Below are 15,491 nucleotides of genomic sequence, written 5' to 3'. Positions count from 1 at the left end.
TTCAGATTCTTTTGGTTCATAACAGACTAACGTCCTGCTACGTTAACACCTTTTGTGGGTAACGCAAATCCAAAATCTGTTGACTCTACGCAGCAGTTAATTTTCTGTTTGCTCTGTAGTCGATTGACCAGCAGGATATAATTGACTAATCAATGCCTGGACAAGCACTTGTGGATCATCTGTTTCAACGGCAAGCTGTTGAGCAATCTGCTGGCGTAAGCTTTCATCTTCCTGCAACATCACAAACAACTCTTCTAGAGTGACAGTTTGGTATTCTCCCTCCGGGGGGTTCTCTGGTGCATCTGCTGACTCTGATACTGGGGTAGTTGGCTCAGAGGGCAAATTTGTACTAACAGCATCTGGCCCTTCATATTCCCAAATTGGTTCGCCTTGATTGCGTGTTAACAATTGCATCCCGATACTATAGGCAACATCTGCAATTTCCCCGATGCCCAACTCACCCAGTTGCACTAACCGCGCAGCCATTTCATTATTAGGTGTAGGTGATGCAAGCAATTTGTCGCCAAAGCGCCCTAACCACTCAACCCAGCGTTCAGTTGGGATGCGATGTTCAATATTATGCAACCACTTCCGTGCCCACTCTTCTCCTCGTGCTTGATGTACTCCTTGCAACAGTTCGTTGAAAAGAAATTCCAGATCCGTATCGCTTAGGGGTGGGGCTGGTTCTTTTTCCACATTTCCTCTAAATTTGGAGGTAGTCTGTTTTCCACCAAACAAGCTCTGAAAAAGCTTTTTGAGCCATTGAAATAGCCGCTTGAGCATCTGCTGCACCATCGAGTTTTGCTTATCCTAAAATTGTAGCGATCGCACTGGACGATGACGCTAGTTCATTCAATAAAATGTATAGTTATTTGTTATTAGTCATTAGTCATTTGTCAAGAGTTATTCTCCCCTGCTCTCACTCCTTTGCTAGAACAAATGTACTAAATGATATGCTATAATTCCGATACATTGATGTTGAAATCATAGTAGAGGATAAGCTCTGGTTTCTTGCTTTCCTGAGTGCCAAAATTTACGGCATGAGTTGAGTGCAAGGGCTATGGCAACATCGATAAACAAAGCAGGTACGAGAGTTTAAAATAGTTGAATCCTAAACTCGACTCGGTGCTACTAATTCACGTTGAAAGGCATTGAAGTCTATTTTTCCATGTCTTACGAACCCCTGCACCATAAATATCGCCCCAAGAGTTTTGCTGAACTGGTGGGTCAAGAGGCGATCGCGACCACCCTCACAAACGCGATCGGCACATCCAAAATCGCCCCCGCCTATTTATTCACTGGGCCAAGAGGTACGGGGAAAACTTCTAGTGCCCGAATTCTGGCTAAATCTCTTAATTGTCTCAAAAGTGACAAGCCCACTGCTGAACCCTGTGGCGTGTGTGAAGTTTGTCAGGGGATCACCAAGGGCTACGCCTTAGACATAATTGAAATCGACGCAGCGAGTAACACTGGTGTCGATAATATCCGCGAGTTGATTGAAAAAGCCCAGTTTGCTCCTGTGCAGTGCCGCTACAAGGTTTATGTAATCGATGAGTGCCACATGCTCAGTACTCAGGCATTCAACGCGCTACTTAAGACCCTAGAAGAACCACCGAGACACGTAGTTTTTGTATTAGCGACAACAGACCCGCAACGGGTATTACCAACAATTATTTCGCGCTGTCAAAGGTTTGATTTTAGACGCATTCAGTTAGAAGCGATGGTTAAGCATTTAAGTGCGATCGCATCTAAAGAAAATATTCATATTTCACCCGACGCTGTAACCCTGGTAGGCCAACTTGCTCAGGGAGGGTTGCGAGATGCCGAAAGTTTGCTCGACCAATTGGGTTTATTAGCGGGTGAAGTGACACCGGATAGAGTTTGGGATTTGGTTGGGACAGTGAGCGAACAGGACTTACTGGGGCTTCTAAATGCGATCGCTCAAGATAAACCCGAAGCAGTTCTCGACTGTACCCACAAAATTCTAGATCGTGGTCGAGAACCCCTAACTCTTCTGCAAAATCTTGCCGCCTTCTACCGCGATTTACTCATTGCCAAAACTGCGCCCAATCGCCACGATTTGATTGCTTGTACTCAGCAAACCTGGACAGCGCTAGTTGAGTTTGCTCAATACTTCGATATGAGCGTGATTTTGGCAGGACAGCAACACCTGCGAACATCGGAAGTGCAAATTAAAAACAGCACCCAGCCGCGTTTGTGGCTGGAGGTAACATTACTAGGATTGTTACCCAGTGCGACGAATATTCAGCCACAAGCCCCAAGTGTCGCGCCGCGAGTCAACACACCTGTTGTATCTCCAAACTATCCTCCAGCAGTTGCCCAAAATCACACAGTCTCTTCTTTACCTGTAGCTGAACCGCAAAAAAATCATAATTCTGCAAACCATCATCTAGCGGCTACCCAAAATCAGCCTGTCACTTCATCTTCCCCAGTTGAACGGCAAACAAATCACAATTCTGCTGCTAACTCAGTTTCACCACCAACCCCAGAACCTGTAGCTGTTCCTGTGTCACCTGTGAACGTTGAACCAGTAACTTCAGAAGTTGTTGGAGAAGCAGAATATGACTTAACTCAGGTTTGGCAACAAGTGCTTGCTAACCTCCAGCCAAAATCAAGGCAAGAAATGCTGCGTCAAATGAGCCAACTTATCGAGTTCGACGGTGTTGTGGCTCGGATTGCTATCAAACAGGCATGGTATGACAAAGGCAAATCTTATCTACCGATGATTACGGCAGCTTTCCAGCAGACTTTCCAGCGTGAAATCGAGATAAATATAGAAAAAGGAATTTCTTCAAACTCTACCTCAGCTAAAAAAAATCCTCCGCCAAAAGACTCCACTCGCGTTCAGCAGCCACCAACTCCCAGTTACAACCAGCAAATTCCACCTCCATCCCCAGTACCACAGCCAACAACTCCACCACCAGCACCGACAGCAGCAAATAACGGAAATGGGGTAAATGGAAATGGTGTAAATGGAAAGGGGATGCAAACTCTGCCTCCACCGCCAAAGCAAACACCCGCAACTGATTGGGAACCTGACGAAGTAGCGATCGCAGCTCAACGTCTAGCAGAATTTTTCAATGGACAAATTATCCGTTTTGCAGATGATTTCCCAGAATTCTCCGATTCCGTAACTACACCTGAATGGGTAGAGGAATCAGAAGTGGATGATGAATAAAAAAATGCAAAATTATTTTTGGTAATTTTGCATTTTTAATTTTTAATTTTTAATTCCCCAAATGGGCTATTCCCCATTCCCCGTATGCAAGGTTTTCACCCATTTTAGGCGCTTTGGTCTTACCGACATCCGGGCAGTAGTACTGCTCATGACGACTAACCAGTGCAACATGTATAAACTGCCACGCAGGGTTTGCACGAGCATCATAAAATACGTTGAAAGTGGGAATTTCGGTTCTTGACGTATCCGCCTTAGACCTGTATACATGCCGACCATCGACATAGTAACGGACAAGCCTGTGATGGGACTTAACATGGGTGGACGATGACGGGCGATCGCCATTAATAAATCTGGGACTGCTGCTGTTGGCAATATATACATAATCAGCATAAAAATCAGCAAATCCCAGCTTTTGCGAGTTCCCATGCGGTTTTTGAGAATTAAATCCCAATAATCCAAATAGCGCTGATAACCGCCTTCTGCCCAACGGTTGCGCTGATGCCAGAGTGCGATCGCATTTGTCACACCTTCTTCTTGCACCGCTGGATGGAAAACACACTCAATATCCCATTTATCCAAATGTAAACGGATTGTCAAATCCAAATCATCGGTAATGGTTTCCTCGTTCCAGCCACCGCAGCTTTCCAAGGCTGAACGCCGGACAAATTGACCATTGCCCCGCAGTTCGCCAATTCCACCAAGGGCAGTCCGCTGTTGCTGAAACCAGGTATCAAGGGCCATCTCAGCCATTTGACCCTTAGTCCAAAAGTTTGCTTTAGCGTTGGCGATCGCTTTTCGCACCTGCACCGCCCCCACATTTTCTCTTTGAAATAAAGGTACTACCTGTTGCAGCAAGTCTGGTGTTACTTGGGCATCAGCATCAAATACTGCTATGATGTCGCCCTTTGTCAGCGGCAATACCTCATTCAACGCCCCCGATTTGCCACCACTAGCTTCTGCTGAACGCCTTAGTACTTTCAGTTGGTCGTGTTTTTGTTCGAGTTCCGCTAATAAATGCGGCGTACCATCACTGCTGTGATCGTCAATAATCCATACTTCATACTGCCCACCTGGATATTCCAGATTACAAAGATTTTTGACTAATTTCGCAATTACTGCTTCCTCATTTTTCGCAGCCACTAGCACAGATACAGAGGGCAAATCTCCCTGTATTTCTTTTGGATAGCGACGGGATTTAGTAAACACTACCACCAAGGCATGAAATCCTAGAATGGTGGTCAGTCCTAGAATAAATATGGAAGCCCAAGAAACTAAATGTAGAGCGATCGTGCCACTCCAGACGATAGTCAAGACTAGAGCTGCTTTGCGTCTACGACCTTGAAACCGGGGTGTTAGAGACACAGGATCTGTCTCCAACACTGACTCCTCATCTACTGATAGGTCAGACAACAAGGAGTTGAGCGGATCAAGCTCTTGATAAGAATCTTCTTCGGGCCAGGAATTCGCTGGCATAGGTTAGGTTGCTTGATTCAAAAACCACTATTTGTCTACAGTTAGTAATTTTACGGACAAATATCCCTAAGCTACTTTTTCCGATATTAATCGGAATGGGCAAACTGCAATACCCGCTATCCCTAAGCCAAAAGCCGCTGGGACTACCTTTGTTGTCACCGCCACTCTGCGTAATTACCTCGCATTAACCACGTTAGCTACTCTTAAACAGAGGCTTGATTCCTTTGATAGCCACTTGGGCAGGAAGCTTGTAGAGTCGGACTTTCTCCAATGAAAACTCCGGTTTGGGCAAAGAGTAATAGCAAGGTAGCAGCAGCTTGTTGTTGGGAGAAACAGCAATAATAACATCCACAACTTTACAGTGGGGATTTTTTATGTTATTGCTCTCCGTTTCGATAAAAGTTAATGCAGCATTATTCTAACCGAAATTTTAATATTTCTTAGCAGTAACTTCATTTATTGGGCATGGGGCATTGGGAAGAGGCAAAGGGGCTGGGGGCAGAGGAGAGGAATTTTCTCCTACTCCCCACTTCCTACTATGTGCTTTAGATACATCTTTTGGGAATACTACTAACAGCCACTAATATCCCCAGTTGCAAACTAACTTGAGGAATATTGAACAATGTCTATTGACCAACTCCAGCCGGCCACTCAACAACAAGCCAGTGTTTACTTACCTTATGTTCAAGGTACTAAGCGCAATTTCTTACCTTATGCCATCAGTCTCTATCAAAAAGGGGTCTTGGAGGGACACCGGAAAATAGAAGCCAGTGAACATGTCCCCTTTGTCGCCTCCTGGAATGTTGCGACTTTACCCTCAGACTTAACCCGTTGCCGAATCCAGTTTGATGGCAACGCTGACCTGAGTTATGAACTGATGATGGCTAGTTTCGAGTTTATTAATTTTTTAATTGAACTTATGGATAACTATAAACGTCATCGTGCGACTGATTTTTCACAACCGTTTTACCGCAAACTACTGCGTATAGATGATTGATTAAATTCAGCTGGGCTTTTGCCAGTTCGGCTCGTGTTTAGAAACCTAAACCCCATTCCCGCACTTCGTGCCGTTGCACGAAGTGCGGGAATGCTATTTCAAAGTCTCTCAAGAACGAAAGAGGGTTTTTTAGTATACTTTACGGCTTTTCAAACATCCTTTTAAAGCAGATGTCTTTTTTTCTTTTCAAAACCATACCAAAACCAGCTACTAGAAAGGTTCCCAAAACGCTAGCGGGTTCTGGAATAGAAGTTTCATCTATAGGTACTTTAATTCTTAAATTCGCCAAGGTAGCATTAGTGATGGTCAAGGATGTTACGCTTGGCAAACCTGGGATATCGGACTGAAAATCAAAGACTGTGGGAGTTAAACTACCATTGCGATCGCTATATCGTACCCCATATCCACTGACTTCAAAAGTTCCTTGATACTGTTTTCCGGTGTCTGGGTCGATGACAGTACCAGTATAGAAGGCTTTTGTAAGATTAAATTCATCCTGAACTACTCCTTGAAATGTAGTTCCTGGCAATTGTCCCTGGTACAGGAAGGCAGTCAACTGACCACCAGAGAGAACCGGCGATGTGAGAATACCATCAAAGGAGACAATCGGAATGCCTTTAAAGTCAACAAAGTAATGCAGACTTCCATCAGAGCGTGTTTCTATCTTTAAATAGTCTGACTGATATACAGGAACATAATTAGGATTATTATTAGTACCTAAGTTCCGGTAATAAGTTCCAGTGTCATCCGTATCAATCCGAGTAGTACTTTGATTGAAATTGGGATTGTTTCTGGGAAGTTCGATAGTTCCTGATAATGTGCCAGTGCTTTGAATTGTGATGAATTGAGCAGCAAAAGCACTCGCTCCGTTTAAAGCGATCGCTACTGCTGCTAAACAAGTGCTGCTAACAATTGCACAGCCTAGCTTAATCCCTGATGAACTCTCTTTCATTAACAATTTGCTCCTTTAATCGCCAATTAGAAAACACACCTAATCTGCCGAGATTCATTTCAAATATTTCTCAGGCACGATTTATTATTCCCAAGTTTGCGATGTAAGTTTCATCGATAGCAAAAAATATTGTCATCGAAAGGGGAACATTTTTCAGGGATTGTGCTTCTGCCTAAACCAAATTTATCACAAGTTTTTTAAACTAAATTATCTAAGTAGTTCTTAGATTACAACCTCTAATATTTAGTACAAATCAGAATTTATTCCTTCTCATCTCTACACAAGGAAACAAGGCGGTCGCAGAGCGTGTCGAAGATAATCGCTCCTCATATCCCAAAATATAACCAAAAAGCGATCGCGCTCTAAATCTTCGATTTCAGGTAATTTATGAAAGACGTATATGAAAGTAAAAAGTACTTTGCATAAGTAATAGTTAGATCAGGCTCAGTCAACATAGCATGTCTGATACCTCCCTCATCACTTGTATAGACTTCTTGCATAAGTCGGGAAAAGGTTCTGTATTGTCCCCTTCCCCTTTAACCTTTAACCTTTTCCCCAAGAGTGCAAAAGTGCTTTTTGCAAGAGGTCTTATATCCATACAGGTGTAAGAATGAATTTTTTAGAGCGGGATGTAACTCGTTAGAAACTTCTAGAACTTTCAGGACTTATCCTAAAGTTGCTTTTGGTTTTCCAGTAATAGCTTTTGAACACTTTCAACAGCAGAAATAAATTCTTTTATAGAGTTTATATAGTCAGAATTTTCTTTGTCACTCATTAAAGCAAGGGAGCGCTTTAAATGGCTGGACACAGCAGGAAATTTTTATCATCTACTGCTTGCTCAAGCATTTCAATTTTTTGCTCATTGGTGATATCTGTAAATACAGCTCCGACAAATCTATAACCCGCCAGCTATCTTTGTAATACAGAGTTTATATCTTTTACTAGTTTAGGATATCTGAAACAGTTGATTAGAGTTGTCGGGAAATAAGAGAGAATAGACAGCAGTGCTAGGCAAAGGATGATGCTGAATATTGAAGGTGCGCTGAAGCAAGATCGACTGTTGTGTTGCGGGCATTAACTTGATTGAACCGGAAAGCATTTGATGGTCTAATGCCCAGCTTTAGCAGCATATACTTTGAGACTCAACAGACCAAGCCTCGTCAACGTGCCGTGGGCGCAGGACGCAAAGCTAAGTTGCTGACAACTCAAGACAAATTGTTTTTCATCCTGTTTTACAACAAAAGTTACATTTTACTATCCCTGCCTACTCCTCATTCCTCTGCCACCTGTCACCTGTTCCCTATTTCCTTTGATTTTAATTTGCTCTAGACTCGACCTTAACGCACCTTTATCAGATCATGAAGAATGATTAAGAAAAACGAGTATAGACAAACATGATAAAAATGCTAGCTGAAAACTTGATTGGAATTGAGGCAAAATTACAAATTAATTGGGTTTGGCTAAATGCCAGCTTGCAGTTTGCTAGTTGGGCACTCTTCTCACTTTTACTCGCTGAGGTCTTAAGAGACAGCTACCATGCTTTGTGTCACCAAGTCAATTGGCTTGCTAAATGGCACAACAAGCACCACATGGCTTATCGCCGGGATTTATCAATAGTTTCCCTGAAAATTTATCAAGAATCCCAGCTTTATCACGATATTTTAGAGTCTAGTCTACTACTGGTGGTATTGGTAGCCATTGCCTTAATTGTCCAGCAAATGGGGTTATGGCTAGGAGTAGCTTATGGTTGCACCTTCTTGTATGGCGCGTCTGTGCGATATTTCCAGGGAAAAATTGATACAGACTACAACCACCTACCCGGACCTTTAGAGACAATACCATCCATTTGGTGGGTAAATCGGTCTTACCATTGGCGGCATCATTTTGATGATGTCAACGCTTATTACAGTGGTGTCTTTCCCCTAGTGGATAAAATTCTTGGCACAGGACTGTCTCTCAAGGGTAAAACCATCGCTTTAACCGGAGCATCAGGAGCGTTGGGACAAGCGTTGGCGGCTGAACTTGTAAAGAATAATGCTAAAGTTGTGGCATTAACCACTAATCCAGAAAAATTAGTAGAACAAGTTGGGGTGAAGGTGGTTCCTTGGCAGTTGGGTAACGAAGCCGAACTGAGGAATAGTTTAGAGAAAGTAGATATTTTAATTATCAACCACGGGATCAATGTCTATGCCAGTCGCACACCGGAGGCTATCAACTCTTCTTATGAAGTGAATACCTTTTCAGCATTGCGGTTGATGGATATATTTTTGACAACTGTAACAGGCCCACAAGCAAAAGCAACCAAAGAAATCTGGGTAAACACTTCTGAAGCTGAGGTTTCTCCAGCGCTGAGTCCGCTTTATGAACTCAGCAAGCGATCGCTAGGAGAGATCGTTACCCTGAAGCGTTTGAACGGGGATTGTGTAATTCGCAAGTTAATTCTTGGCCCGTTTAAGAGTCAACTTAATCCTTATGGAGTGATGTCTGCACAGCAAGTTGCTCGTGCGATCTTATTTTTGGCGCGGCGAGACTTCCGAAATATTATTGTGGCAATAAATCCTCTCACCTATTTGCTGTTTCCCTTAAAAGAAACTAGTACATCGCTATACTATCGAGTCTTCAGTCGAACAGCGAAAAGTGAACAGGACTTACGCAAACAATAGCCAAAACCCTGATTTTAAGTAGGGGAAATTCATGAATTGCCCCTACAGAGTTTAGTTTTGCGACACCGAATAGCCAGTCACATCGCTCCGAGTGAGTGCTGATTATTTAATGTTGAAAAAAGCATACTTTTATGCAATTTTAAAATGGAAAGGCTATTCTCTTCCAGATTTTGAGCATTATTACCCTAATATAAAACACTGACCGAATAGGAACGAATTGCCGGGTCTAGAGTTAAAATTGTTAAATTATGTTATAAAGCTTGACAAATCAACATCCTATCAAAAGGATCACGATGTAATAATGGTAAATTCAAGAGTTGAGCAACACTTTCTTCATCTAGGTTGAGACTACTGATTAAATGCTGCTGACGCTGTTTAGGAAGGTAGATTTCAGGTGATTCTGGTAATGGTAATTTACCTAGCTGATATTTAACAGTTGCTTCCCAAACTGAAACGCAACTTAAATATACGTCGTTATTTAAATCACGAATGCTATGTTGTAAATAAATTGGTAATTTTTGATCGCCACTAATAAACCATAAGAAAATATGGGTATCTAATAAGAGTTTCATTTACCTTCAAAACTATTCAAAATTTCTTCAGGTAAGGGACTATCAAAATCATCTGGAACAATGAACTCGCCAGCAGATAAACCATAAGGTCTAATTTGTTGAGAGGTGGCTGAAACTGGTTTAATTTCTGCAATAGGTTTACTTGCTTGCATGATAATAATACTTTCCCCTGCTGCTACTTGTTGAAGGTAGCTAGTTAGATTTTGCTGGATTTCATCAACTGTTACGGTTAACATAAAATGTGTATGTAGGAATATTTCTAGTATATCAAGTTGATAGTTTTAAGTTATAGCAATGGCTATTCTCGATTTAGTAGGAGCTTTTAGGCTTAATTAACTGCAAATTCAGTATATTGTCTTATATTGGCTGGTTGGAAGTGCAGGTGGGTTTTGTCTGTGTAATCACGAGGTGCGAAGGTACAACGCTGTAATTATCATTCTAGAATTAACAAACAATAGCTTTTTAGGATGAGACTTACTTATAAAATTGATATGTAAATTTTCTTATGTCATTACTTTTTAAAACTTGTAATATGGCTTACTATATTTAAAATATTGTTATCCTTTTAAAAAATGAGGATTATTATCAATGAATACATGGTTAATAGCATCAATAATATATATTTCAATAGCAGTAATTACTTTTATTCCAACTTTAAAAGCAATAATTAAAAAGGTAAAACTTTATCCTGGTGGAGCTTCATTTGATGAATCTTCATATTTCTCAGAAGAAGCAAAAAAATCATTAATCCAACATTATAGTAGACTACAGGGAACACTTCTATTTTGGAAAAATGAAGCAAGTAAGTACACTAGATTTCATTTTTACTGCTTATGGTGGACTATTCCATCAGCGACATTGATACCTACCGTTACACAATTAATAGATGGGACTCCTTATTCTAAACTTTTTTTAACTATAGTATCAACGCATACTGCCATGCTTCTAAGTTTTTACAAAGGATTCAAAATTGAAAGTAATTTAAAGGCTTTTCGTCATGGTGAATCTGAATTTTATGACTTATATAGAAGGCTACTTGATAGACCATTATCTTTTGGAGATACAGAAGCTAAACAACTAGAATCCTATTTTTATGAAGTAGAACTTATCAGAAAATATGTTAGAAATGCAGAAACTGATAACTTTCCTTTTCTATCCGAAGAAGTTAGATTATCTTTGGAAAATAAAAAAAGTGGCTCAGGTTCAAACTGATTGTAAAACTCTCTATAATATAACCTACTGCCTCCTTAGTTCAAATACGAGTAACTTTAATTGAACTTGAAGAATTGATATACTCACATTTCAACTTTAAGTTTAGATAAAATGCAAAAAAATTAAACAGATGCAAAACTAGTAAACTGCCGGACATAAGGGTATCTAAAACCTAAAACAATATCTTTTACTGACATATAAAAAATAATAATATAAATCATATCTTACCTAATTTTTTAAGTAAGCTGTTGCACTTTGCACTCTCTGCATCTACTTTGCGGATTCCGCTTGCAGTATGGGTTAAACACAAAAAAAAGGGATAAGCCCAAAAGCCTATCCCTCAAAAAATCAACTAATCAATGTATCAAGTTCCACTTGTCCAAGAATTGATGTACTCAATTTGATCAGCGGTTAGGCTATCAATTGTGATACCAATAGCCTGCAACTTCAACCGAGCAATTTCTTGATCGACTTCAACAGGAATTGAGTGCAAACCAGGGGCTAACTTCCCTTTATTCTTCACCAGGAATTCACAAGCCAAAGCTTGGTTGGCAAAACTCATATCCATTACTGCGCTGGGGTGTCCTTCAGCCGCAGCTAGGTTAATCAAGCGTCCTTGTCCAAGAACGACAACTGATTTACCATTTTTCAACTTATATTCTTCGGTGAAAGGACGAACTTCTTTGATTTCCTTAGCTTGTGCAGCTAAGTATTTCAAATCAAGTTCTAAGTCAAAGTGACCGGAGTTACAAACGATCGCACCGTCTTTCATCACATCGAAGTGTTCACCGCGAACGACGTGCTTGTTACCAGTCACAGTGATAAAAATATCACCTTGGGGTGCAGCTTCTGCCATTGGCAGAACGCGGAAGCCATCCATTACGGCTTCAATTGCCTTGATGGGGTCGATTTCGGTGACGATGACGTTAGCACCCATTCCACGGGCGCGGAGGGCTGTACCTTTACCACACCAGCCATAACCGACGACGACAATGTTTTTACCAGCCAACAAAATATTTGTGGCGCGGATAATGCCATCTAGGGTTGATTGCCCTGTACCATAACGATTATCAAAGAAGTGCTTGGTGTCCGCGTCGTTGACGTTGACTGCGGGGAAGGTGAGAACGCCTTCTCTAAACATGGCGCGTAACCTTACAATACCGGTGGTGGTTTCTTCGGTGCTACCAATCAAATCAGCGATTTGGTGTTGGCGTTGTTGTACCAAAGTTGCAACCACATCGCTACCATCATCAACAATAATGTTGGGGCGATGATCTAAAGCTATTTGGACGTGGCGGTTATAAGTTTCGTTATCTTCGCCTTTTTGAGCAAAGACGGGAATTTCATGATCGAGGACGAGGCTAGCTGCTACGTCATCTTGAGTTGATAAAGGGTTGCTAGCAATTAAAAGCGCGTCTGCACCACCAGCTTTCAGAGCGATCGCCAAATGTGCTGTTTCTGTTGTAATGTGGGCGCAAGCTACAAGGCGTAAACCAGCGAATGGTTTTTCGATAGCAAAGCGATCGCGGATTTGCCGCAATACTGGCATTTCGCGTCCAGCCCATTCAATGCGCTGTCTTCCCAAGGCAGCTAGGCCGAGGTCTTTAACCTCGTGCTTTAATCGGGGAGAAGTTGCGGTCATCAAAAGTTACCTCAAAAAATTAAAAAAGCTACGTAAATTTTACGCACTCTACTAGGTTATTCTACGACTGGCGATTTTTGCTTGTAATTAGCAAAACTACCAGTCAATAGTCCTCAAAACTAGCTTGACGTTTGATCAGTATAATGTCAACTTCATCCCCAGGTTCTTCCTTTTTGTTTTATCTTTGGTAAGAGTAAGACTTTTCTAAGCCTTATTTGCTGATTTGAAGTACATTGTCATCTGTCTAAAGATAGAGGACAACCAAAAAAACATCAAAGTTTCATTATCTAAAGGGAAAACCTCAACTTTAGATAAGTACATTTACTCAAAAAAATTGCGGAGGATGGTTATAGAAGTAGTCAATAGTCAATTTTTTTCAAGGAGGTGTTTGAGTGCGTTTTCAATTTTTGGCGATCGCTAGTTCAATGGCCATAGGTGTTGTATCTATGCCAAAAGCCACAGCCCAGATTCCTTTGTTACCGCAGCTGCCAACTCCCAGCAGTGTGAGTAATGACGCAAATAATAGAATTGTTTCGGGCTGGATTTATTTAGATGGTCGTCGCTTATTTCAGATAGCGGCATCAAAAACCAACTTTCCTGAGCGTTCAGAAGACATCCAAAAGAAGTTGGAGAAAATTAGCCAAAATTACTTTCAGTCACCAGCAAAAACAGCAATCAACGTAGAAGTTCGCCAGGTCAACGGATTACCAGTCATTTATGTCAACAATCAATATCTGATGACCATCACTTCTGAAGATGCTGGACTGCGACAGGTAGATATATCGACATCGGCAAATCAAATCGCCGAATCGTTACAAGAAGACTTGCAACAAGCAAAGCAAGAAAGACAAACTCAATTTTTAATCGACCAAGCTAAAATTGCTGCGGGTATTGGATTGGTGATGATTCTCATGAGTTTGGGGGTATATAGCTGGCAGCAGCGTTCCAAAAAGGATTTAGTACATCCCATCGCCTCTCAACCCAACACAGGCCCCTTCAACTCCCAAAGTTCACCAGCAGTAGCTCAACCAATTACAACACAACTGAATCAACAGCAACACCGACATCTCCAAGAAGTTAAGAGACGATTATTCCAGCTAAGTCAAGCAGGAATTTGGGGAGGTGGAAACTTCTTTATCTTGGGTCTATTTCCCTACACACGACCATTTCAGGTAATAATTCTCAATGCCGTCCAATTTCCTTTGCGATTAGGTGTTGTGTTCCTGGTAACTTACGTAGCAATCCGTCTCATCTACGCCCTCATTGATCGCTTCACCACCACTCTGATTAGTAGTGGTGCTTTATTGACTCCAGAAAGTTCTGAACGGCTGAGACTGCGAGTTTCCACATTTTCTGGCGTGACTAAAAGCATCGCTACTGGTATTTGCGTAGGAGTAGGCTTCTTGCTAGCGCTGGTGTCATTGGGGATAGATATCGTTCCCTTGCTAGCGGGTGCCAGTTTAGTTGGTGTTGCCGTGTCTCTGGCCTCGCAAAACTTAATTAAAGATGCGATTAACGGTTTCCTGATCATTTTAGAAGACCAGTACGCTTTAGGCGATGTGATTAATGTGGGAGACGTGGGAGGCTTAGTAGAAAATCTGAATCTGCGGATGACCCAACTGCGGGATTCTGAAGGGCGCTTGATCACGATTCCCAATAGTGAAATTAAGGTTGTTGCCAATCTTTCTAGTCGTTGGTCACGAGCCGATTTAACGATCCCGATCGCCTACCAAGCCGATATTGAAAAGGCTTTGAAGTTGATTGAAAGTATTGGCTTTGAGATGGATAAAGATCCGCGATGGGAGCGTCAAATACTGGAAACACCGCAAGTTTTGGGAATAGATCAATTTGGCGATCGCGGTTTGATTATTCGCGTCTGGATTAAAACACAGCCCCTCAAACAATGGGATGTAGCACGGGAGTTTCGCCGCCGTTTGAAAGTTGCCCTAGATCAAGCCGGAATTTCTATTTCTGTGCCTCAGCAAGCAATTTGGGTCAATGATGATCAGTTGTTAAATTTTCAGAGTAATGGCAAAGCTAATTAGAAACAGGATTTAGGCACTCAAAACCTGAAACCTCGTTCGCGTAGTGTGCGCGAAGCACACTCCCCCCCTAACTAAAAAGCTCTACAAGAACGCGAACAGAAGAATGAGAAGCACCCATTATCAGCAAGGCCTTAAGGAGTGAAAATGTGATGTTCATAACATTCTCTAACTCTGATACGATTTTCTGTAATTTCCTGCTTGCTAAAAAAATTAGTCGAATAGAAATTAAATACTTAGATAAGGAAAAGTGAAATGGGACTTAGTGAGGGACTTTTGAACCCGACCAAAAAGGCTATGGTCATAAATGACTGTTGCAACATGATAGAAGGACAGCTTGCATCGAAATCAGGTATGAGCGGCATTGCTTTGAAAACTGCCTTCGCCGCCCTAAAGGGGGTCAAACCAGGGTATATCCCCTACGTTGTTGAGCAGATCCTACCGCAGTGCTTTACAGCACTTGATCCTATCTGGAGCGAAGGCGTACAGAAAGGCGATCCAATTGAATACCTGAATGCGAATCGCTCTCATACGGCAGACGCGCTATTGGGTGTCACCGATGCTAGAGTTAAGAACGCCAAGCGCCAAATCGTGCGAGGAACCTATGAAAAACTTCGTGGTTCAGCCAAAAAGCACGTAGAAGAAGCAGTGCCCGACTTAGCCAAAGTAATTGATAATTACACTAAGTCCTGAGCCAGAAGGGAAGAATCACAAAAACGTATGCCACCCTTCGATACAT

12 protein-coding genes are annotated in these 15,491 nt (G+C 41.8%); 6 read left to right on the top strand and 6 right to left on the bottom strand.

Annotated features, from left to right (window positions below; translation table 11 throughout):
* Nucleotides 1-96: 96 nt before the first annotated feature.
* Nucleotides 97-783, bottom strand: coding sequence for a hypothetical protein (locus tag F8R90_RS27420; protein WP_196513320.1), 687 nt, complete (start codon nt 781-783; stop codon nt 97-99).
* Between the two features lie 385 nt (nt 784-1,168).
* Between F8R90_RS27420 and F8R90_RS27415 the strand changes: the two genes are divergently transcribed.
* Complete coding sequence (locus F8R90_RS27415; RefSeq protein ID WP_196513307.1) at nt 1,169-3,199, top strand: DNA polymerase III subunit gamma/tau; 2,031 nt, start codon at nt 1,169-1,171, stop codon at nt 3,197-3,199.
* A 66-nt stretch (nt 3,200-3,265) separates the two neighbouring features.
* On the opposite strand, the gene F8R90_RS27410 is transcribed toward F8R90_RS27415, so the two are convergent.
* On the bottom strand, nt 3,266-4,672 hold the full coding sequence (locus F8R90_RS27410; protein WP_196513306.1) for a glycosyltransferase: 1,407 nt from the start codon (nt 4,670-4,672) through the stop codon (nt 3,266-3,268).
* Nucleotides 4,673-5,294: 622 nt separating this feature from the next.
* Between F8R90_RS27410 and ebsA the strand changes: the two genes are divergently transcribed.
* Nucleotides 5,295-5,669 carry a type IV pilus biogenesis protein EbsA gene (gene ebsA, locus F8R90_RS27405; protein WP_190893651.1) on the top strand — a complete coding sequence of 125 codons (375 nt, stop codon included), beginning with the start codon at nt 5,295-5,297 and terminating at the stop codon, nt 5,667-5,669.
* A gap of 139 nt (nt 5,670-5,808) precedes the next feature.
* Here the strand turns inward: ebsA and F8R90_RS27400 are convergent, their stop codons facing one another.
* Nucleotides 5,809-6,621, bottom strand: coding sequence for a PEP-CTERM sorting domain-containing protein (locus tag F8R90_RS27400; protein WP_196513305.1), 813 nt, complete (start codon nt 6,619-6,621; stop codon nt 5,809-5,811).
* A 1,394-nt stretch (nt 6,622-8,015) separates the two neighbouring features.
* On the opposite strand from F8R90_RS27400, the gene F8R90_RS27395 reads away from it, so the two are divergent.
* The gene (locus tag F8R90_RS27395) at nt 8,016-9,284 is read left to right on the top strand and encodes a bifunctional sterol desaturase/short chain dehydrogenase (protein ID WP_196513304.1); all 1,269 of its coding nucleotides are present in this window, start codon (nt 8,016-8,018) and stop codon (nt 9,282-9,284) included.
* A 251-nt stretch (nt 9,285-9,535) separates the two neighbouring features.
* On the opposite strand, the gene F8R90_RS27390 is transcribed toward F8R90_RS27395, so the two are convergent.
* Nucleotides 9,536-9,856, bottom strand: coding sequence for a type II toxin-antitoxin system VapC family toxin (locus F8R90_RS27390; protein ID WP_230966949.1), 321 nt, complete (start codon nt 9,854-9,856; stop codon nt 9,536-9,538).
* Nucleotides 9,853-10,092 (bottom strand): type II toxin-antitoxin system Phd/YefM family antitoxin, encoded by a 240-nt coding sequence (locus tag F8R90_RS27385; protein ID WP_196513303.1) that lies wholly within the window; start codon nt 10,090-10,092, stop codon nt 9,853-9,855. The genes F8R90_RS27390 and F8R90_RS27385 overlap by 4 nt, the downstream gene beginning before the upstream one ends.
* Before the next feature lie 352 nt (nt 10,093-10,444).
* On the opposite strand from F8R90_RS27385, the gene F8R90_RS27380 reads away from it, so the two are divergent.
* A complete protein-coding gene (locus tag F8R90_RS27380; protein WP_196513302.1) occupies nt 10,445-11,068 on the top strand; it encodes a hypothetical protein in 624 nt (207 codons plus the stop codon).
* A gap of 364 nt (nt 11,069-11,432) precedes the next feature.
* Here the strand turns inward: F8R90_RS27380 and ahcY are convergent, their stop codons facing one another.
* The gene (gene ahcY / locus F8R90_RS27375; RefSeq protein WP_196513301.1) at nt 11,433-12,710 is read right to left on the bottom strand and encodes an adenosylhomocysteinase; all 1,278 of its coding nucleotides are present in this window, start codon (nt 12,708-12,710) and stop codon (nt 11,433-11,435) included.
* Between the two features lie 392 nt (nt 12,711-13,102).
* On the opposite strand from ahcY, the gene F8R90_RS27370 reads away from it, so the two are divergent.
* Together F8R90_RS27370 and F8R90_RS27365 are read left to right on the top strand one after the other, a co-directional pair.
* Nucleotides 13,103-14,755, top strand: a complete 1,653-nt coding sequence (locus F8R90_RS27370; RefSeq protein ID WP_196513300.1) for a mechanosensitive ion channel family protein — start codon at nt 13,103-13,105, stop codon at nt 14,753-14,755.
* 252 nt (nt 14,756-15,007) lie between these two features.
* Nucleotides 15,008-15,445 (top strand): DUF6918 family protein, encoded by a 438-nt coding sequence (locus tag F8R90_RS27365; protein WP_196513299.1) that lies wholly within the window; start codon nt 15,008-15,010, stop codon nt 15,443-15,445.
* The last annotated feature ends 46 nt before the right edge of the window (nt 15,446-15,491 follow it).

Origin of the sequence: Nostoc sp. NZL, assembly GCF_015714705.1 — a bacterium.
Taxonomy (GTDB): domain Bacteria; phylum Cyanobacteriota; class Cyanobacteriia; order Cyanobacteriales; family Nostocaceae; genus Nostoc; species Nostoc foliaceum_A.
Note: the sequence above shows the minus strand (reverse complement) of the source record. Positions and strands in the feature narration are given on the sequence as shown.

Excerpts from the sequence above, each read along its gene's own strand:
- F8R90_RS27400 (WP_196513305.1), bottom strand. The coding sequence starts at position 6,621 with ATGAAAGAGAGTTCATCAGGGATTAAGCTAGGCTGTGCAATTGTTAGC.
- F8R90_RS27415 (WP_196513307.1), top strand. The coding sequence starts at position 1,169 with ATGTCTTACGAACCCCTGCACCATAAATATCGCCCCAAGAGTTTTGCT.
- ebsA (WP_190893651.1), top strand. The coding sequence starts at position 5,295 with ATGTCTATTGACCAACTCCAGCCGGCCACTCAACAACAAGCCAGTGTT.
- F8R90_RS27385 (WP_196513303.1), bottom strand. The coding sequence starts at position 10,092 with ATGTTAACCGTAACAGTTGATGAAATCCAGCAAAATCTAACTAGCTAC.
- F8R90_RS27395 (WP_196513304.1), top strand. The coding sequence starts at position 8,016 with ATGATAAAAATGCTAGCTGAAAACTTGATTGGAATTGAGGCAAAATTA.
- F8R90_RS27420 (WP_196513320.1), bottom strand. The coding sequence starts at position 783 with ATGCTCAAGCGGCTATTTCAATGGCTCAAAAAGCTTTTTCAGAGCTTG.
- F8R90_RS27410 (WP_196513306.1), bottom strand. The coding sequence starts at position 4,672 with ATGCCAGCGAATTCCTGGCCCGAAGAAGATTCTTATCAAGAGCTTGAT.
- F8R90_RS27390 (WP_230966949.1), bottom strand. The coding sequence starts at position 9,856 with ATGAAACTCTTATTAGATACCCATATTTTCTTATGGTTTATTAGTGGC.
- ahcY (WP_196513301.1), bottom strand. The coding sequence starts at position 12,710 with ATGACCGCAACTTCTCCCCGATTAAAGCACGAGGTTAAAGACCTCGGC.
- F8R90_RS27380 (WP_196513302.1), top strand. The coding sequence starts at position 10,445 with ATGAATACATGGTTAATAGCATCAATAATATATATTTCAATAGCAGTA.
- F8R90_RS27365 (WP_196513299.1), top strand. The coding sequence starts at position 15,008 with ATGGGACTTAGTGAGGGACTTTTGAACCCGACCAAAAAGGCTATGGTC.